This window comes from Dactylosporangium salmoneum, from assembly GCF_039532525.1.
Lineage (GTDB): Bacteria > Actinomycetota > Actinomycetes > Mycobacteriales > Micromonosporaceae > Dactylosporangium > Dactylosporangium salmoneum.
In genome coordinates this window covers 391,613-411,109 of the sequence record NZ_BAAARV010000016.1, presented here as the reverse complement: position 1 = coordinate 411,109, position 19,497 = coordinate 391,613, and the positions used below count along the sequence as shown (strand labels likewise).

At 72.6% G+C, this 19,497-nt stretch carries 14 protein-coding genes and 2 riboswitches; of the genes, 2 read left to right on the top strand and 12 right to left on the bottom strand.

The features are described 5' to 3' along the window. Positions 1-13: 13 nt before the first annotated feature. From ABD352_RS09455 to mmsA, 7 genes are all read right to left on the bottom strand, one after another. A complete protein-coding gene (locus ABD352_RS09455) occupies positions 14-1,399 on the bottom strand; it encodes a hypothetical protein (protein WP_344611870.1) in 1,386 nt (461 codons plus the stop codon). Further along, positions 1,396-1,896 (bottom strand): SigE family RNA polymerase sigma factor, encoded by a 501-nt coding sequence (locus ABD352_RS09450; RefSeq protein WP_344611869.1) that lies wholly within the window; start codon positions 1,894-1,896, stop codon positions 1,396-1,398. The genes ABD352_RS09455 and ABD352_RS09450 overlap by 4 nt, the downstream gene beginning before the upstream one ends. 88 nt (positions 1,897-1,984) lie before the next feature. Next, positions 1,985-4,342 (bottom strand): hypothetical protein, encoded by a 2,358-nt coding sequence (locus tag ABD352_RS09445; RefSeq protein ID WP_344611868.1) that lies wholly within the window; start codon positions 4,340-4,342, stop codon positions 1,985-1,987. A gap of 27 nt (positions 4,343-4,369) precedes the next feature. Continuing rightward, the gene (locus ABD352_RS09440) at positions 4,370-5,515 is read right to left on the bottom strand and encodes an ROK family protein (protein ID WP_344611867.1); all 1,146 of its coding nucleotides are present in this window, start codon (positions 5,513-5,515) and stop codon (positions 4,370-4,372) included. 96 nt (positions 5,516-5,611) lie between these two features. Continuing rightward, positions 5,612-6,733 carry a substrate-binding domain-containing protein gene (locus tag ABD352_RS09435; RefSeq protein WP_344611866.1) on the bottom strand — a complete coding sequence of 374 codons (1,122 nt, stop codon included), beginning with the start codon at positions 6,731-6,733 and terminating at the stop codon, positions 5,612-5,614. A 73-nt stretch (positions 6,734-6,806) separates the two neighbouring features. After that, positions 6,807-8,105, bottom strand: a complete 1,299-nt coding sequence (mmsB, locus tag ABD352_RS09430; RefSeq protein WP_344611865.1) for a multiple monosaccharide ABC transporter permease — start codon at positions 8,103-8,105, stop codon at positions 6,807-6,809. Beyond that, a complete protein-coding gene (mmsA, locus tag ABD352_RS09425; RefSeq protein ID WP_344611864.1) occupies positions 8,102-9,649 on the bottom strand; it encodes a multiple monosaccharide ABC transporter ATP-binding protein in 1,548 nt (515 codons plus the stop codon). The genes mmsB and mmsA overlap by 4 nt, the downstream gene beginning before the upstream one ends. Positions 9,650-9,930: 281 nt before the next feature. Between mmsA and ABD352_RS09420 the strand changes: the two genes are divergently transcribed. After that, a complete protein-coding gene (locus ABD352_RS09420; RefSeq protein WP_344611863.1) occupies positions 9,931-11,178 on the top strand; it encodes an ROK family transcriptional regulator in 1,248 nt (415 codons plus the stop codon). Between the two features lie 143 nt (positions 11,179-11,321). On the opposite strand, the gene ABD352_RS09415 is transcribed toward ABD352_RS09420, so the two are convergent. The 4 genes from ABD352_RS09415 to ABD352_RS09400 all read right to left on the bottom strand — a co-directional run bounded on the left by ABD352_RS09415 (position 11,322) and on the right by ABD352_RS09400 (position 16,751). Next, on the bottom strand, positions 11,322-13,457 hold the full coding sequence (locus ABD352_RS09415; protein WP_344611862.1) for an MMPL family transporter: 2,136 nt from the start codon (positions 13,455-13,457) through the stop codon (positions 11,322-11,324). Positions 13,458-13,535: 78 nt separating this feature from the next. Beyond that, positions 13,536-14,903: an L-serine ammonia-lyase gene (locus ABD352_RS09410; RefSeq protein WP_344611861.1), complete on the bottom strand. Its 1,368-nt coding sequence runs from the start codon at positions 14,901-14,903 to the stop codon at positions 13,536-13,538. Beyond that, positions 14,900-15,265, bottom strand: a complete 366-nt coding sequence (gcvH, locus tag ABD352_RS09405; protein ID WP_344611860.1) for a glycine cleavage system protein GcvH — start codon at positions 15,263-15,265, stop codon at positions 14,900-14,902. Before gcvH ends, ABD352_RS09410 begins: the two co-directional genes overlap by 4 nt. A 32-nt stretch (positions 15,266-15,297) precedes the next feature. Continuing rightward, positions 15,298-15,416: riboswitch (glycine riboswitch) on the bottom strand. Continuing rightward, positions 15,417-15,507: riboswitch (glycine riboswitch) on the bottom strand. It lies immediately after the preceding riboswitch. A gap of 71 nt (positions 15,508-15,578) precedes the next feature. Then, complete coding sequence (locus ABD352_RS09400) at positions 15,579-16,751, bottom strand: AbfB domain-containing protein (RefSeq protein ID WP_344611859.1); 1,173 nt, start codon at positions 16,749-16,751, stop codon at positions 15,579-15,581. A 197-nt stretch (positions 16,752-16,948) separates the two neighbouring features. On the opposite strand from ABD352_RS09400, the gene ABD352_RS09395 reads away from it, so the two are divergent. Then, positions 16,949-19,285 (top strand): M4 family metallopeptidase, encoded by a 2,337-nt coding sequence (locus tag ABD352_RS09395; RefSeq protein WP_344611858.1) that lies wholly within the window; start codon positions 16,949-16,951, stop codon positions 19,283-19,285. Between the two features lie 10 nt (positions 19,286-19,295). On the opposite strand, the gene ABD352_RS09390 is transcribed toward ABD352_RS09395, so the two are convergent. After that, positions 19,296-19,497 (bottom strand): hypothetical protein (locus ABD352_RS09390; protein ID WP_344611857.1); only part of this gene is annotated, 202 nt, incomplete at its 5' end.

Below are 19,497 nucleotides of genomic sequence, written 5' to 3'. Positions count from 1 at the left end.
CACGTTTCTACGCCTAGCTCCAGTCGTACAGCCAACCCAGCCCGAGCAGGAACGAACTCGACGCGCCCGGCTCGACGACCGTCAGCCTGGCCAGGTCCCGGCCCAAGCCGTCCACCGCGGACAGCGCCACCCTGGCCGGCACGGGCGCAACGATGACGCCGACGCCGCCGGTGAGAGCGACGGTCTCGGTCTCCTTGCCGGAGACGCGCAGCTGCACCGCCTCCGGGGGCCCGATGACGAGCAGTCGATCGGAGAACCCGACCCGGGTTTCGTCCGGCAGGCGTACCGCCACCAGGCCCGCCGACGGCGCCACCGCCACGGTCATCCGGGCCGGCGGGAAGTCCTTCGGCAGCGTCGTGGCCTGCGGCGGCGGCAGACTGTTGACGAACTGCGCGTCGCCTTTGCCGGTGACCTCGCACACGTACACCGATCCGTCCGCCAGCTCGCCCAGCCCGACGACCGTCGGCCGCGTCTCTCCGGGCGGCGTGCCGCCCCACAGGACCCGCTTGCGCACCACGTCGAGCCCGCCGATGGTCGGCCACGACCAGAGCAGCTCCTTGACGATGTCCGGGTCCGCCGTGCCGCGCTCGGCCGGCGGCGGGCCGCTCGTCTCCTGCCGTGGCCCGTCGAGGGTCCCCTCGTAGCCGAGCTGCCGCACCCTCCCGTCGCACGTGACCCGCCACCAGCGGGCCCACGCCGGTGCCGGGTCGACGATGAACTCGGCCGCCGCGCCCCACGTGATCTGCAGCGCGCTGTCGGGCCCCACCTTGCTCGCCACCGACCCCTGCGCGAGGCACCCGGGCGGCGCCAGCGCGACCGTGTACCGGTCCATGCGGCCGGAGATCGAGAACGCCCGGGGCGCGCCGCTGCCGGTTGTGCCGTTCAGGGAGGCGCTGGGGTTGACGAGGTCGGCGACGCTGGTGCCCTTCGGGGCGGACGCACTGACGAACTGCCCGCGCCCGCCGCCGTAGTAGGCGGCCTCGAACACCTCGTCGCCGCCGGCTTCCACGACGTACAACACCTTGATCTGGTCGAGTTCGGGCTTCACGTTGCGCCGTGTCCGGTCCTTGTCCAGCGCCTCGCGGATCGCCTCGGCGGCCACCATGTCGCCCCGGGTCGGCGCCGTGAGCAGGGACCGGGTCCACTCGTTGAGCGGCTCGTCGAACTGCTGCTGCGTCGAGCCGGTCCGCTCGGGCGCCGGCCGCGGCCCGCCCGGCGCGACCAGCCCCTGCGCGCCGAGGATCGCGGCCACGAGCGCCGCGCCGAGCCCCAGCCCGCCCCATCGCCAGCCCCGCCGGCGGCGTCGGCGCAGCAGCCGGCCGTACGGGTCGGGGGCGGGCCGGACCGCGGCGACCGAGCGCGCCATCTCCTCGCGGAGGCGCTCCTCCAGCGTGCTCATCGTCCGCTCCTCTGCGTGTCGGCCGCCTCCAGCAGCGTTCGCAGCCGTCCCAGCCCGCGCGACGCCTGGCTCTTCACCGTCCCGACCGAGCACCCGAGCACGTCGGCCGTCTCGGCCTCGGACAGGCCCTCCCAGTACCGCAGCACGAGCACCGCCCGCATCCGCTCCGGCAGCCGCGACAACTCCGCCACGAGCGCCGTACGCTCGGTGAACTCCCACGCCGGGTCCCCGCGTTCGAGGTCGGGGTCGGGCTCCGGCGGCGAGGCGCTGAGCAGCTCCCGCCGCACCGCCCGCCACCAGCTCGTCCGCTGGTTCACCATCGCCCGCCGCAGGTACGGCATCGGCTCCGCGATCCGCTCGAACCGCGCCATGACCTTGAGCAGGCAGGTCTGCACGAGATCCTCCGCCGCCCCCACCGACCCGGTCAGCAGGTATGCGGTGTGCAGCAGCTCGGCGTACCGCACCCGCACGAACTGCTCAAACCCTTCACCCGGCACGCCACCGCCCCTTCGTCGAAGGCCGTCACAGCATGCACGCAGGCTCCCCGGCAAAGGTTGCGAGCCAGAGCGGATTCTTTGTGGTACCTCAAGACGCCTGCTGCAGGGCGTCGCGGAGGCGGCGGGCCTCGACGTGCAGGCGGGTCGAGCCCGGCCCCGCCGCCAGGCGATCCAGGCCCGGCAGGACGGTACCGGGGGGTCGCGTGCTGACGACCGCGGCCGCCGCCGTCAGCACGTCCGCCAGGCCGCGGGGCGGATGGGGCGCCGGGGCGTCGGCGGGCAGGAGCGTCGTCACGATGCCGCGGGCGAGCGGCCAGGCGACGCCGGGGTCGGCCGCGGAGACGTCGGCCAGCAGCGGCACGACCCGGGACAGCGGGGCCACGCCGGCCTCGGCCAGGCGGGCGACGCGCGCGCCGGCCTCGGCAGCGGCGGCGGGCAGGAGCAGTAGGGCATCGACGGCGGCGGCCTGGCGGACGGGGTTGGGGCAGAGCAGTCCGTACGCGACGGCCGTCGCGGTGGCCGGTCCGGCGTCGCCGGTCACCTCGGCGAGCAGGGGGAGCAGGCGGGGGTCGGCGTCGAACCCTCGGTCGGTGGCGCCCGCGATCGCGGGCAGCAGGTAGGCGGCGACGACCTCGCGGCGGCCCGGCAGGACGGACGGCCACAGGGCGGCCCAGTAGGCGCCGTGCACGTCCCGGGCGGGCGGGGGCGAGGGCGTGACGCTGGTCAAGCCGTACGGGTCCGGCGCGCCGGGGGACGGGCTCACCTCGGCGTAGTAGCGCCACGGCGGGGAGGGCAGCCGGTGGACGCGCACGGTGGCCTCGGCGGCCGCCGGCGCGCGGTACCGGGCTTGCGCCAGGTCGTGGGGCCAGGGTCGGCGGCCGGCCCGGTGCAGGCGAGCCAGGCGCTCCTCCAGCGCGGCCGGGTCAAGGGCGCCGTCGGCCCGCGTCGGGGTGGCGAGCAGCTCGGGCACCGGTTCGGTGTCGAGGCGGACGGCCAGCTCGGCCAGGCGCAGGGCGACGACGGCGTGCAGCTTGACGTACGGGTTCTCCGCGGCGAAGGCGGCCGGGGCGAAGCGCAGGGTGGCGAGCGCGTCGGTACGGTCCGGGCATTCGCCGGCGGCCACGCGCAGTGCGGTGCCGAGCAGGAGGCCGACCTCGCGGACGGGGGGCTGCGCGTGGCGTGCCGCGCCGATCTCGCCCCGCAGCCGTCCCGTCACCGGGGAGAGGGCGGCGGCCAGACCCTCCGGGTCGGTGGCGCGGAGGCGGACGAGGGCCGCGGCGATGCGCTCGAGGGCGACCGCGTCCCAGCCCCGGCCGCCGTCCAGGGCGACGACCTCCTCGGCCAGCTCGTTCGGCGAGCCGATCGGCTCCGGCATCGTCCGGGGTGCGGGCGACGGCCACGGCGGCGGGGGCTGCGAGGGCGTGGTAGCCACCACCGCCGGCGGGGTGGCGCCGTGGCGGGCGAGGATGGCGCGGGCCTCGTCTTGGAGGGTCACGTCGTGGTGTACCGCGGCAACCCCCACGACCTCGAGCAGCGCCGCGCGCTCGGCGGGCGCGGCGGTGCGGGCCAGCCGGTCGAGCCACGCGAGCTGGGCGCGGACCAGCCCTTTCTCGGGGCGGGCGAGGACCACGCGCGACGCGTCGAGCAGGGCGGCGCGCTCGACCGGGCCGGCCGTGGCCCGCAGCGCGGCCTGGGCGCGGGTGGCGGCCGGGCCGTGGCCGTCGCGCAGCAGGCGCAGCCACGCCGCGGGGTTCGGGGCCAGGTCGTCGAGCAGACGCGCGAAGGCCTGGTGCACGCCGGGGCGCTGGCCGTCGTCGAGCAGGTTGGCCAGGCAGCGCTCCAGCACGGGCGCGTGGTCGATCGCGCCCGCGCGCAGGCATTCGGCCACGGCGGGCAGGAAGTGGTGAGCGCTCGCGGCGGCGTCGCGGTCGAAGGCGAGCGGCAGCAAGGTGGGCGTGAACGGGTCGGCGGGGAGCGTCTCGGCGCGCACGTGGGCGATCCAGCCGTCGAGGAAGCGGGCGTCGGCCGGCGGCGGCGTGCCGGTGGCGCGCAGCAGGCCGGCGGGGAGTGCCCAGCCGCGCGCCGGGGTGACCCGGGGGAGGCGGGCGGCCAGGCGCCGGGCCAGTTCCGGCATCCACGGCAGGGCCCGGTGCTCCCCCGCGGCGACGGCCGGACCCGGGTCGGGGTCGCCTCCCGGCCAGCCGTGGCGGTCGATGAGGGTGGCGGCCTTGGCGGGGGTGGGGGCGCAGCCGACGGCCGCGGCGGCGTATGCGGTCGAGTGCTCACGGGTGGGCCACAGCGGGGCGCGGCCGGGAACGGCGGCCAGGTCGAGCGCCAGCGCGGCGCGGTGCTCCTCGTCCAGCGGCCGCAGCCAGGCGACGACCTCGTCGGCGCGGCCCGCCTCGAGCAGGCCGTGCAGCTCCAGCCAGCCCGGCGCGATCCTCATGGCCGCCGAGCCTAGGGACGGAGGGGCTCAGCGGGACAGGGGGTCGGCCAGGAGGCTCTCGAAGGCGAGCTCGGCGGCGCCGACCAAGGGGGCGTCGTCGCCCAGGTCCGGGGTGTGCAGCGCGACGTGGTCGCGGCAGGCGGGAAGGGCCATCGACTCGATGCGCCGGTGGATCTGGGCGGGCGCGGCGAGGTACAGCTCCCGCAGCGTGCCGCCGAAGACGACCACCGTCGGGTTGAAGATGTTGACCAGGTTGGCCACGCCGAAGCCGAGCCAGTCGGCGGCGTGGGCCACGGCGGCCTGGGCGCCGGGGTCGCCTTCGCGGGCGTGCTGGACGGCGGTGGCCATGGCGGCGCCCGGGGTCGGCACCGGCCGGCCGGCCAGGTGGAGCAGGGCGCGCTCGCCGATCTCGGTCTCCCAGCAGCCGCGCGAGCCGCAGCCGCACAGCCGGCCGCTCGGGTTGACGACCATGTGGCCGACCTCGCCGCCGTGGCCGCCGTAGCCGGTGATGCGCCGGCCGCCGGCGATGATGCCCGCGCTGATGCCGGCGTCGCCGTGCAGGTAGATGACGTTGTCGGCGCCGGTCGCGGCGCCGCGGGTGTGCTCGGCCAGGGCGGCCAGGTCGGCGGTGCCGCCGATGAATGGGGGAGGGGCGTCGAGGGCGGCGGCCAGGGCCGGCTCCAGCGCGGCGTCGCTCCAGCCCAGGTGGTGGCGCACGGCGGCGGAGACGGCGACGCCGCAGCCGACGTCGACGCCGTCGGCGGGGGCGGAGCGACGCATGTCGGCGACGAGCGCGGCCAGGGCGGCGACGGCGGGGGCGGGCTCGGCGCCGGGCGGGCGCTCGGTGGCGCGGGTGTCGAGCACCTTGCCGCCCAGTCCGATGCGGGCGGCCCGGAGGCGTTCGAGTTCGAGACTGATGGCGTACCCGTACACGCGCGACGACCGCGGACGCACCACGATCGAGGGCCGGCCGGCGCGGCCGGTCTCCTGTGGTACACCTTCGTCGATGAGGCCCGCAGTGGCCAGGTCGGCGGTGAGCGCGCCGATGGTGCTGCGGTTGAGGCCGAGCCGGACGGTCAGCTCGGCGCGGGACGTCGCGCCGCGGACGTGGACATAGCGGAGCAGGGCCCCCAGGTTCTGCCTGCGCACCGACTCCTGTGGGCTGGTGGACACGTGCGGTCCCCTTCGCCTCTTTCACAAGGCCGTAGAACGGACCGTGGGTCCCCGGAAACCAGTCCCGGGGACCCACGATGCCATCGTGCGGTGTGCTTACTTGGTGAGCGGGGCCAGCTTCGGGTCGTTGGCGTAGGCCTCGGCCGCGTTCGCCTTGGTCACGATGACCGGGGCGAGGAGGTACGACGGGACGACCTTGGAGCCGTTGTCGTACGACTTGGTGTCGTTGATCTCCGGCTCGCCACCGGTCTGCAGGGCCTGGACCATCTTGATGGTCTGGGCAACCAGCTTGCGGGTGTCCTTGTTGATGGTGGAGTACTGCTCGCCGGCCATGATGCTCTTGACCGACTCAACCTCGGAGTCCTGGCCGGTGACGACCGGGACCGGCTTGCCGGCGGCCTTCACCGAGGTGATGATCGCGCGGGCCAGGGTGTCGTTCGGGGACAGCACGCCGTCCAGCGTCTTGCCGCCCGCGGCGTAGGTCGAGGTCATGATCGAGTCCATGCGGGCCTGCGCACCCTCGGCCTTCCAGCCCTGGATGGCGGTCTGCTTGACGTCCTTCTGGCCGGAGCCGACGATGACGTTGCCCTTGTCGATCTCGGGCTGGAGCACGTCCATCGCGCCCTTGAAGAAGACACCGGCGTTGTTGTCGTCCGGCGAGCCGGAGAACAGCTCGATGGTGTACGGGCCGGTCGGCTTCTTGGCCTTCATGCCGTCCAGCAGGGCCTGGCCCTGGAGCTGGCCGACCTTGAAGTTGTCGAACGCGACGTAGTAGTCGAGGTCCTTGGTGCCCGTGATGAGGCGGTCGTAGGCGATGACCACGGCGCCGGCGTCCTTGGCCTGCTTGACCTGGGTGCCGAGCTGAGCGGCGTCGGTCGCGCCGATGACGATGACCTTCGCGCCCTTGGTGATCATGGCGGAGATCTGCGACTGCTGGTCGGCGACCGTGGTCGACGCGCCGGCGTACTGGACGTCCGACTTGAAGCCCGCGTCCTTGAGCCCGTTGGTGAACAGGTCACCGGCGAGGACCCAGTTCTCGGAGGTCTTCGACGGCAGCGCCACACCGATCAGCGCGTCCTTGGCGAAGCCCTTGGCTGCGCCCGACGGGTTGCTGCCAGTGCCGCTGTCGTTACGGTCGCTGCCACCACAGGCGGCGACGCTCAGCGCCACGAGCGCGACGGCGCTGACCGCCAGGCTCCTGGTGAGGAACTTGCGCATGGCTGGGAAAGCCCTTTCTTTCGGGGATGTTACTGGGGATATGGGGCGTCTGCCGCGGGTAGCGGCGGGTGGGTCAGCCGGCGACCGGGGTCTTGATCGATTCCTGACCGGCTTGGTTCGGAGCGTCCGGCGAGGTGGGCCCTTGCCGGCGGAAGGGTGCGGTGATCGACCCGATGATCGAGAACCGGCCCTGGCTCTTGTTGTAGACGTCCAGCGCGACGGCGGCGAGGAGGAAGAACCCCTTGACGATCTGCACCTTGTCGGTGCCGACGCCCTCGAGCTGCAGGCCGTTGTTGAGCACGGCCATGACCAGACCACCGACGATGGCGCCGGAGACGGTGCCGATGCCGCCGGAGACCGCGGCGCCACCGACGAACACGGCGGCGATCGCGTCGAGCTCCCAGCTGAGGCCGTCCTGGGGGCCGGAGGCGCCGGCGCGGGCCACGTAGATCATGCCGGCCACGGCGGCCAGGACCGACATGTTCATCATGACGAGGAAGTTGACCCGGCGCAGCTTCACACCGGAGAGCTCTGCGGCGCGGGCGTTGCCGCCGACCGCGTAGATGTGCCGGCCACCGGCGGTGTTGCGGGTGTAGAAGCTGTACAGGATGACCAGCGCGGCCAGGATGCAGCCCGAGATCGGGAAGCTGGTGCCGACGCGGCCACCGGCGAAGCGCAGGGTGGCGAAGATGATCACCGCGAGCATGATGACCAGGCGCAGCACGGCGATCCAGACCGGGATCGGGTCGGCCCCCATTTCGCGGCGCGTCTTGCGGGCACGCAGCTCTCGCCAGACGACCGCGAGACAAGCGACCAGCCCGAGCACCAGCGTGGAGTTGTTGTAGTTGGTGTTCGGCCCCCACTCGCTGAGGTAGCCGGCGCCGATCGTCTTGAAGCCCTCGGGGACCGGGATCGACTCGGCGTTACCGATCGCCTGGTTGCCGCCGCGGAAGAGCAGCATGCCGGCCAGCGTGACGATGAACGCCGGGACCCCGATGTAGGCCACCCAGAAGCCCTGCCAGGCGCCGATGATCACGCCGACGACCAGGCCGACCAGGATGCCGACCTCCCAGGGGAGGTCCCAGTCCCGCATCGTCTTGGCGACGATGATGCCCGTGAACGCGGCGACCGACCCGACCGACAGGTCGATGTGACCGGCCACGATGACCATCAGCATGCCCACCGACAGGATCGAGATGTAGGCGTACTGCTGGGTCAGGGCGATCAGGTTGGTCGAGTTCAGCGTCAGCCCGTCGGTCCACACCTGGAAGAAGATGATGATCGCCACGAGCGTGAAGATCATGCTGAACTGGCGGGAGTTGGAGGTGGTGCCCCCGAAGAGGTTCTTCTGCAGGTCTTTGAATCGGCTCATCGCGTCAGCATCTTCTTCGTAGAGGTCATCTGCTTCATGAGGAGTTCCGGGTTGGCCTCCGCGCGCGGGACCTCGCCGGTGATGGTGCCTTCGAACACCGTGTAGATGCGGTCGCACAGGCCCAGCAGCTCAGGGAGCTCCGAGGAGATAACGATGACGCCCTTACCCTCGTCGGCGAGCTTCTGGATGATGCCGTAGATCTCGTACTTCGCGCCGACGTCGATGCCGCGCGTCGGCTCGTCGAGGATCAGCAGCTCGGGGTCCGTGAACATCCACTTGGCCAGGACGACCTTCTGCTGGTTGCCGCCGGAGAGCTTGTTGACGCCCTCGTCGACGGTCGGTGCCTTGACCCGCAGCAGCTGCCGGTACTCCTCGGCGACCTTGTGCTCCTCGACCTCGTTGATCACGCCGTTGCGCGTGATCTTTGAGAGCTTCGCGGCGACCATCGACGTCTTGATGTCGTCGAGCAGGTTGAGGCCGATCGCCTTGCGGTCCTCGCTGACGTACGCCAGGCCGTGCTTGATAGCGTCGGCGACCGACTTCAGCTGGATCTCCCGGCCGTCCTTGAAGATCTGGCCGGAGACGTAGACGCCGTAGGAGCGGCCGAACAGGCTCATCGCCAGCTCGGTGCGCCCGGCGCCCATGAGGCCGGCGAAACCGACGATCTCGCCGCGGCGGACGTTGAAGTTGGACTGCTTGCAGACCAGGCGCTCGGCCGAGATCGGGTGGCGGACCGTCCAGTCGCGCACCTCGAAGAAGATCTCGCCGATCTTCGGGGTGTGGTCGGGGAAGCGGCTCTCCAGGTCGCGGCCGACCATGCCGCGCACGATCCGGTCCTCGTTGACGCCCTCGGCGCCGACGTCGAGGGTCTCGACCGTCTTGCCGTCGCGCAGGATCGTGATCGAGTCGGCGATGTCCTCGATCTCGTTGAGCTTGTGCGAGATCATGATCGAGGTGATGCCCTGCCGCTTGAACTCGCGCAGCAGGTCGAGCAGGTGGCGGGAGTCGTTCTCGTTGAGCGCGGCGGTCGGCTCGTCGAGGATGAGCAGCTTGACGTCCTTGGCGAACGCCTTGGCGATCTCGACCAGCTGCTGCTTGCCGACGCCGATGTCCTTGATCAGGGTGTCGGGGTCGTCGCGCAGGCCGACCTGGGTCAGCAGCTCGATCGCCTTGCGGTTGGCGCCCTTCCAGTCGTAGGCGCCGTTGCGCCTCGGCTCGTTGCCGAGGAACAGGTTCTCCGTGATCGACATGTGCGGCACCAGGGCGAGCTCCTGGTGGATGATCACGATGTGGGCCTTCTCGCTGGCCCGGATGTCGCCGAAGCGGCTCTCCGTGCCCTGGTAGAAGATCTGGCCACTGTAGGACCCGTACGGGTAGACGCCGCTGAGTACCTTCATCAGCGTCGACTTGCCCGCGCCGTTCTCGCCGCAGATCGCGTGAATCTCGCCTTCACGCACGACAAGGTTGACGTCGCTGAGGGCCTTGACGCCGGGGAACTCCTTGGTGATCGACCGCATCTCGAGCAGGATCGGTGCGGTGCTCATGACGCGAGCCGCCTTGTCACCGACATCATGTTGCCTCCGAGGGGCGTTGCCGCCAGACGTTTTGTTGTGACGACCAACTTATTCCAGTGTGGCGATCCTGCCCAGCCCCGGCCGTCGTTTCTTGGTAACAATCCGGCAATGATCTAGTGCCTGGGCGGTCGCCGCAGCTACCGGGGAAGCGCTCTCTCGTGTCCGGGGTGTTAGCTGCGCGTGTCGGACTCTAAATCCAATTGCTTTACTAAGTCAACGCCGCAGGGCATCATGTAGGTAACGGTACGTAGGTGGGAGGCTGGGTGCGGCAGGTCGGGACAAATCTCCCCAAGGTCGGGCAATACAACCGGGCGGTGGTGCTCGACCAGATCCAGCTCGCCGACGGGACCAGCCGCGTGGAGATCGCCGAACTCACCGGCCTGACCCCGCAGACGGTGTCGGGCATCGTGCGGCGGCTGATCGACGAGGGGATCGTCCGCGAGGACGGCGCGCGCTCGTCCAGCGGCGGCAAGCCACGCACCGTGCTGCGCATCAACGCCGACGCCGGCCGGGCCGTGGGCCTGCACTTCGACCCGGTCGAGCTGGCCAGCGTGGTGGTCGACCTGCTGGGCCGGCCGCTGGTCGCGGCCCGCCGCCCGACCCCGTCCGGCATGAACCCTGCCGAGGTCACGGCGGCGATGGCCGGCCTGGTCGACGAGGTCCTGGCCGAGGCCGGCGTGGGGCGGGACCAGGTGCTGGGCGTCGGTTTGGCCGCCCCCGGCCCGATCGACCAGGCGCTCGGCGAGGTCATCTCGCCGCCGCAGCTGTCGGACTGGACCCGGGTGCCGCTCAAGCAGATGGTCGCCGACGCCACCGGCCTGCCGGTCACGCTGGACAACGACGCGACGGCCGCGGCGATCGGCGAGCGCTGGGCGGGCGCCGGGCGCGGGGTGGCCAACTTCGCGTACTTCTTCCTGGGCACCGGCGTCGGCGGCGGCCTGGTGCTCGGTCACCAGGTCCATCGGGGTGGCTCCATGAACGCCGCCGAGTTCGGCCATACCTCGGTTACGGAGAGTGGCCCTCGTTGCTACTGCGGCAACCGCGGCTGCCTCGAGAGCTTGATCAACCCCGCCGCGCTCGTGGCCGACGCCCACCGTCTTTTGTCCGCCGGTGGTGAGAGCGCTCTCACGAAGGCCTTCCGACGGGCACCGTCCACTGTGGACCATGCGGCCCTGTGCCGGGCCGCGGCGGCGGGCGACGCGCTCGCCGTGGAGGTGATCGGCAGGGCCGCCGAGTACCTCGCGACGGTGGCCGTGAACGTGGTGAACATCGTCGATGTCGAGCTGATCATTCTGGGCGGGCACGGGATCCGGCACGTGGAGCCGTACTTCCGGGAGGCGGTGGTGCGGGCGCTGGGGGAGCGGGCCATCGCCCGGCGGATCCGGCAGGTCGACGTGGCGCTGTCGCCGCTCGGCGACGACGCGGCGGTGGTGGGCGGCGCGACGCTGGTGCTGCACTCGACGTTCTCGCCGCAGGTCTCGTCGCTGCTGGCCGGCTGAGGCCGTCGTCAGGGTCAGCCACCACAGGCCGAAGCCCAGGATCAGCACCAGCCAGATCCCGCAGCGCCAGTCCTCGACGCCGGCGGCCGCGTTGACCAGCTGGCCGACCGCGTCGCCGCCGGGCGGTGGCCATGATCGATGCATCAATCGATCGCTATCGGCTCCAGGGGGTGCGCCGCCGCGGGCTCGTCCAGCACCTGTTCGCGCAGGCCGATGCGGGCGTGCAGGCGGCGGAGCGGGCCGGGCGCCCACCAGTTCCAGCGGCCCAGCAGCGTCATCGTGGCCGGCACGAGCAGGCAGCGCACCACCGTCGCGTCGATCACCACGGCGGTGAGCAGCCCGACCCCGACCTGCTCGATCGTGCCCAGGTCGGCGGCGGCGAAGCAGCCGAACACCACGACCATCAGCAGGGCGGCCGACGTGATGATCCGGCCGGTGTGCTGCAGGCCGCGGCGCACGGCGGCGTCGGTGTCGTCGCCGCGCTCGACGTACTCCTTGATCCGCCCGAGCAGGAAGACCTCGTAGTCCATGGAGAGCCCGAACGCGAAGGCGAACACGATGACCGTCACGAACGGGTCCAGCCCGCCGACGGTGAGCGTGTGCAGGACCCCGGATCCCCAGCCGTGCTCGAACACGGCCACCATCACGCCGAACGTGGCGCCGAGGGAGACCACGTTGGCCAGAATGGCCTTCACGGGTACGACGAGCGAGCCCGTCATCGCGAACAGCAGCAGCACCATCGCCACCAGCGTGACCGTCACGGCCGCCGGCAGGTCGTCGGTGATCAGCCCGACCAGGTCGATGAGCGTGGCGGCGTCGCCGACCACCCACGACTGCACCCCGGCCGGCCGGTCGGCTCGCAGCCGGTGGACGAGGCCCTGCGCCGCGTCGTCCTGCGGCCCGCCGCGCAGCACCAGGTCGACGGTGGCCACGCCCGGCCCGGCCGGCTTGGCCGGCTGCAGGCCCGCCACCGCCGGGTCCTTGGCCCAGCGCGCCGCGTAGCCGTCCAGGCCGGCCGCGTCGGTGCGGGCCACGACGGTGACCACCGGCCGGTACGCCCGCCCGAAGCGGGCCGCCAGCTCGTCGGCGACCCGGGCCGCCTCGACGCTGCGCGGCACACCCTCCAGACGTGGCAGCTTGATCGTGGCGCCCAGCAGCGGCGAGCCGGCCGCCAGCAGCAGCGCGGCGGTGCCCACGGCGATGAGCAGCGGGCGCTTCTGCACGTGTTGTGAGAGCGCGGCGAAGAAGCCGCGATCGCTGCTGACGCTCCGTCTCGATGGGCGGATCCGCTTGTGCAGCAGGCCGATCAGCGCGCCGGTGAAGGTGAGCGCGGCCAGCATGGCCACGACGGCGATCGACACGCCGCCGGCGCCGAGCGCGCCGAGCTGGTGGACGGAGAACATCATCAGGCCGGACAGGGCGGCGGCCACGGTCAGCGCGCTGAAGAAGATCGTGCGGCCGGCGGTGGCCCAGGCGCGGCCGACCGCCTCCTCGGGTGCGAAGCCGGCGGCGACCTCCTCGCGGTAGCGGGCCACGAGCAGCAGGCCGTAGTCGATGGACAGGCCGAGGCCGAGCAGCGTCACGACGGTGACCACGTTCTGGTCCAGGTCGGTGACCCTCGAGAACACCCACAGCAGGGGCATGGCCGCGGCCACCGAGACGACCGCGGCGAGCACCGGCAGGCCGGCCGCGACCAGGCCGCCGAAGACGAAGACGAGCACGATCAGGGTGAGCGGCAGGGAGATCAGCTCGGCCCGGCCGAGGTCGCCCTTCTGGGCCGCGCGGACCTCGGCGTTGAGGGCCGGGTTGCCGCCGACCTGCGCGCCCGGGATGGCGTGCAGGCGGGTCCGCAGCTCGCCGACGGCCTTGTCCCGCTCCGGCTTCTCCAGGTTGCCCAGCGTGACGACGATGAGCAGCCCGTGGTGGTCGGTGGCGATGTAGGCGGGGGCCTGCGCGGCGGGCACCGAGTAGGGGGTGGCGACCTGGCGCACGCCGGCGACCTGCGCGAGGTCGCCGGCCGCCGCCGTGATCGTGGCGCGGACCGCGGCGGCGTCCGGGTCGACGTTGTCGACGAGGCCGATGACGGTACCGCTGGAGTCGTTGCCGCTCGCGACGGCGTCCAGCCCGTCGATGGCCTCGACGTGCTTGGGGTTGCTGGCGTCCGCGATCGCGCCGAACACCGGGCCGAACGTCAGGGCGCCGAGCGCGACGACGACGACCCAGATGCCGACGACCGTCCATCGGTGCCGGAAGCAGAACCGGCCAAGGTTGGCGACCACGGGGCGATCGTAGCTTTCGGTTTTCTGTCGTACCCCGCGGCTACGCTCGCCTCGTTGACAACTGGACAGTGATCTTTCTCAGCACTCGATGACGGTGACCGCCAGGCCCCCGCGGGCCGTCTCCTTGTATTTGACGGACATGTCGCGGCCGGTCTCGCGCATGGTCTTGACCGCCTTGTCCAGGGTGACGTGATGGGCGCCGTCGCCGTTGAGGGCCAGGCGGGCGGCGTTGATGGCCTTGACGCTGGCGATGGCGTTGCGCTCGATGCAGGGGATCTGGACCAGGCCGCCGACCGGGTCGCAGGTGAGCCCCAGATTGTGTTCCAGGCCGATCTCGGCCGCGTTCTCCACCTGGGCCGGGGTGCCGCCCAGGACCTCGCACAGGCCGGCCGCCGCCATGGCGCACGCCGAGCCCACCTCGCCCTGGCACCCGACCTCGGCGCCCGAGATCGAGGCGTTGCCCTTGATGATCAGGCCGACCGCGGCGGCGGTCAGCAGGAAGCGGACCACGCCGTCGTCGTCGGCGCCCGGGACGAAGCGCGCGTAGTAGTGCAGCACGGCGGGGATGATGCCGGCGGCGCCGTTCGTGGGGGCGGTGACGACCCGGCCGCCGGAGGCGTTCTCCTCGTTGACGGCGAGGGCGTAGAGGTTGACCCAGTCCAGGACGTGCAGCGGGTCGGCGGCGCCCCGGGTCCCGGACAGGTCCGCGTAGAGGGCCGGGGCGCGGCGGCGGACCTTGAGGCCGCCCGGGAGGACGCCGTCCGGGCGGGTGCAGCCGCGGGTGACGCACTCCTGCATGACCGACCAGATGTGCAGCAGGTCGGCCCGGATCGCCGGCTCGGGGCGCCAGGCCTGCTCGTTGGCCAGCATGACGTCGCTGATGCGCAGGCCCTCGGCGGTGGCGTGGGCGAGCAGCTCGGCGCCGGTGGTGAAGGGGAACTTCACCGGGTCCTCGGTCGGGGTGGGGGCGCCGCCGGGGCCGATGACGAACCCGCCGCCGACGGAGAAGTAGGTGCGCTCGGCCACGGGGGAGCCGTCCGCCGCCCAGGCGTGGAAGCGCATGCCGTTGGGGTGCTCCGGGAGGCTGCGGCGGCGGTGCAGGACCAGATCGGCGTCGACGTCGAAGGCTATCGCGTGGGCGCCGCCGAGCAGGTCGAGCCGGGCCGTCTCGCGGACCGCGCGGACCCGGCCCGGTGCCGCGTCGGTGTCCACTGTGGAGGGATCGGCGCCCTCCAGGCCGAGGATCACCGCGGGGGCGGAGCCGTGGCCGTGGCCCGTGGCGCCCAGCGAGCCGAAGAGCTCGGCCTTGATCCGGGCCACCCGAGGGAGCAGGCCGTCGTCCTGCAGGCGGGTGACGAAGCGCCGGGCCGCGCGCATCGGGCCGACGGTGTGGGAGGAGGACGGGCCGATGCCGACGGAGTACAGGTCGAACGCGCTGAGCGTCATCGCTGCGACCCGATCAGCGCCGCGTAGGCCTCGGCGTCGAGGAGGTCGGCCCCGCCGGTGACGCGGATGCGGAAGAGCCAGTTGGCGTACGGGTCCTCGTTGATCAGCGCCGGGTCGGCGGCGACGGCCGGGTTGACCTCCTCGACCACGCCGTCGGCGGGGGCCAGCAGGTCGCTCACGGACTTGGTGGACTCGACCTCGCCGCACGGCTCGCCGGCCCGCACTTCGCGGCCGGGCTCGGGCAGGTCGATGTAGACGATGTCGCCGAGGGCGTCGGCGGCGAAGCGGGTGATCCCGACGGTGCTGAGATCCCCGATCCATTCGTGGTCGCGGGTGTACTGCAGGTGCGATGGCACGGTCACGAGAGGCTCCCCTGGTCGATGACGGTTGGGTGCCTCCCCGCTCTGTCATCGAATGCCTGAGAGCTTCACCGGCCGGGCCCGGCCTCGGGCGAGGCGGGCGGCGGTTTGCACCGTGGGCGCGGGACGCGGCGTCCCGGCTTTTCAGAGTTGCCTGGCCGTGGCGGTACGTGGGCCTGAGAGATTCCCGGGGAGAGTTGCTCCTTCGGCGCCCCAGCGGGTGGGGACTCTCCCGCCGCGGTTCGTTCGGCGCGATGTGGAGTTGTCGCCGCGACCGTACGGCGGCGCCGCGGGGCGGGTCAAGTCCTTACGCTCGCTAGGCCCAGGGGGACGTGACCGCCCAGGTGATGTCGGGGACCAGGCTGTTGGCGTTGTCCTGGGCCGCCGTGCCGCCGGGGGTGGCCAGCCACAGCTCGGAGTTGATGTGGCGCAGGTAGGAGCCGGAGAAGTTCCAGGAGGCCAGGCGCACGCCGCCGGGGGCGGTGCGGGCGCACCAGGTGGCGTCGGCGTGCATGAGCGCGGTGCCGTCGTCGGCGCTGATCTTCACGCGGCCGTTCTGGTGGCGCAGGTAGTACGTCGGGTAGTTGCGCGACTGGAGGCTGTAGCAGCCGCCGGCCAGGCCGGGCACGACCCGCCAGGTGGCGTCCTGCTTGAGCAGCGCGTCGCTGGCCGCGGTGACCACCTCGGTATAGCCCAGGCCGTTCTGGTGGCGGGCGTAGCGGGTGGTGCAGCAGGCGGTGGTGGCGCGCAGCGAGACGTTGGTGTCGACCGGCAGCGTGGTCGCGGCGCCGTCGTCGCCGGCCGAGCCGGGCACCGACGCCAGGGCGGAGGCCCAGCGGGCGGCCATCTTGTCGTAGCCGGCCCGGGTCGGGTGCACGCCGTCGGCGAGGTCGGCGGTGCTCAGCGCGGCGTGCATGTCGACGAAGTGCACCCGGGCGCCCTTGCCCGCGACGATGCCGGGGATGGTGGCGTTGAAGGCGTTGGCGGCGCTCTCCCGGGCCGGGTCGGCCAGCGGGATGATCGAGGCGACGAAGACGTCGGCGCCTGGGGCGGCCGCCCGCACGTGGTCGATGAGGCCGGAGAGGCGCGACGGGGCGCCGGCGAGGTCGTAGTTCTGCACCACGTCGTTGGTGCCGAGGTGGATGAGCACGCTGCGCGGGGCGGTGGCGGAGACCCAGGCGGTGGCGTTGGCGTCGACCTGGTCGATGCGCCAGCCGGGGTGGCCCTCGTGGTCGTGGTCGGGCAGGTCGGCCGGGCCGTTGAACTGCGAGCCGACGAAGTCCACGGGGTGCCCGGCGGCGGCCAGGGCCCGCCACAGGTTGATCCGGTAGCCGCCGGGCACGTTGAACCCGTCGGTGATCGAGTCGCCCAGCGGCAGGATGCGCACCCCGCCGTTGGACTCGGCGTGGGCCGGGGCGGGCGTCGCGACGAGCGCCGCGGCGGTGGCGGCCGCCGCGGCGAGCAGGGCGACGAGACGACGGGCTCGCATCGCTGATGCCTCCGGGTTCGTGATCGATCGCGGTGGTTCCCGAACGTACGCGTTGATTTCGAACCTGTAAATGGTTCGATTTTGTGTGATCTTGGAATTGAAGGCATTGACACGGGTCTTGACGACCAGGCTGTGACACATCAGAGTTAACTGCCGTTACTGCTTCTGAAACACTCTCACCCCCAAGGAGCAAAGCAGTGCGACGCAGAACCCTGCTCGCGGCGTTGACGGTGGTGACCGCCGGCGCCGCCACCGTGACGCTGGCGGTCATGCCCGACGCGAGCGCCCAGTCCGGACGGCCGCCCGCCCAGGCCGTCACCGCCACCCCGGCCGCCCTCGCGGCCGCCTCCGCCGACAAGGTCGCCACCAGTGGCGCCGACGCGCTCGCCAAGGGCCCCGACGACGCCTTCGTGCGCCGCTCGGTCGTCGGCGGGTCCGGCGGCTTCCAGTACGTGACCTACGACCGCACCTACCGCGGCCTGCCGGTCGTCGGCGGCGACGCGGTCGTCGTCACCGACTCGGCCGGCCGGGTGCGCGACACCCTCGCCGCCGACCACGGGCGGGTCGCCCTGCGCGACCTGACCCCGAAGATCACCGCCGACCAGGCCGCCGCGACCGCCCGCGCCCGGCTGGACAGCGTGCAGGCCGGCGGTCAGCCGCAGCTCGTCGTGCACGCGCTGACCGCCACGCCGCGGCTGGCGTGGGAGGTGCTGCTCAGCGGCGTCAGCGAGGGGCGGCCGAGCCGCCTGCACGTGTACGTCGACGCGCAGTCCGGCGCCGTGCTCTCCACCCGCGACGACGTCGTCTACGAGGCGGCCCGCGGCTACTACAACGGCTCGATCCAGATCGACACCACGAGCGGGCAGCTGCGCGACCCGAACCGCCCGGGGCTGTCCTGCGGCAACAACAGCACGCACCAGATCTACACCAACGGCGGCACGGGGACGGGCACCGACCTGCAGACCGCCTGCGTCGACGCCTACTACGCCGTCGAGCGCGAGTGGGACATGCTGCGCAACTGGCTCGGCCGCAACGGGATCGACGGCAGCGGGCGGGCCTTCCCGCTGTACGTCGGGCTGAGCGACGTCAACGCGTACTGGGACGGCTCGTCCGGCACCTTCGGCCACAACCAGGCCGGCAACCAGCAGGCGACCAACCTCGACGTCGTGGGCCACGAGATGGGCCACGCCATCGACCAGTACACCGGCGCCGGCACCGCGGCCGAGAACGGGCTCGGCGAGGGCACCGGCGACATCTTCGGGGCGCTGACCGAGTGGTACGCCAACAACCCCAACGACCCGCCGGACTACACCGTCGGCGAGGAGGTCAACCTGGTGGGCACCGGGCCGATCCGGTACATGTACCGGCCCTCGACCAACGGCGACCCCGACTGCTACTCCTCGGCCATCCCGCGCACCGAGGTGCACAGCGCCGCCGGCCCGCTCAACCACTGGTTCTACCTGGTCGCCGAGGGCACCAACCCGACCGACGGGCAGCCGACCAGCCCCACCTGCAACGGCACGACCGTCCCCGGGGTGGGCATCCAGAAGGCCGGGCAGATCTTCCTGGGCGCGATGAACATGAAGACGTCCGGCTGGTCCTACGCGAAGTACCGCGGGGCGACCCTGCGCGCCGCCGTCAACCTCTTCGGCGCGAACTCCCAGGAGTGCAACACGGTCAAGGCGGCCTGGAGCGCGATCAGCGTGCCGGCGCAGTCCGGGGAGCCGGCGTGCGGCACGGCGCAGCAGAACGACTTCTCGCTGACCCTCTCGCCGACGTCGGGCTCGGTCCAGGCCGGCGGCAGCGTGAGCGCCACGGTGGCCACCCAGGTCACCTCCGGCTCGGCCCAGACGGTGAACCTGACCGCGTCCGGTCTCGGCACCGGCGTCACCGCTACGTTCAGCCCGTCCTCGGTCACCGCCGGCGGCTCGTCGACGGTGACGTTCGCGGCGGGCAGCGGCGCCACCGCCGGCACCCGCACGGTCACGGTGACCGGCACCGGCGCGTCCGGCACGCACACCGCGACCTACGCGCTGACGGTCACCACCACGCAGCCGGGTAACACGTTCTCGGTGTCGCTGAGCCCGTCCTCGGCCACCGTCGCGCCGGGCGCCTCGGCCACGGCGACGATCGCCACCGCCACCACCTCGGGCAGCCCGCAGGCGGTGAACCTGTCGGTGAGCGGTGCCCCGGCCGGCGTGACGGCCACGGTGAGCCCGTCGTCGGTGACCTCCGGCGGCTCGGCCACCCTGTCGCTCTCGGTCGCCTCGACGGCGAGCGCCGGGACGTACACCCTGACGGTCACCGGGGCGGGCACCTCGTCCACGCAGGCGGCGACGTTCACCCTGACCGTGTCCGGCGGCAACCCGCCCGGCTGTGGCGGGGTCGCCGCGTGGAGCGCGACGAAGCCGTACGTGCCCGGTGACAAGGTGTCGTACAACGGCCACCTGTGGAACTCCACCTGGTACTCCACCGGCGCCGAGCCCGGCGCACCCGGCTCGTGGGCGGTCTGGACCGACGCCGGAAGCTGCTGATTCCGGGGAGTCAGCGGTGTGGCGCGGGGGTGGTGCCGGTGGCGGCCGGAGCCCGCGCCACGGAGACCTGCTCCACGTCGCGTAGCCCGGCGTGGAGCAGTTCCGCCGCCTCCTCGGCGCGGTTCCCCGCGTCGAGGAGGTCGGCCAGGGTCAGCACGACCGTGGCCAGTTCGCGGCCGTCGCCGAGGCTGCGGTAGCCCTCGAGGGCTTCC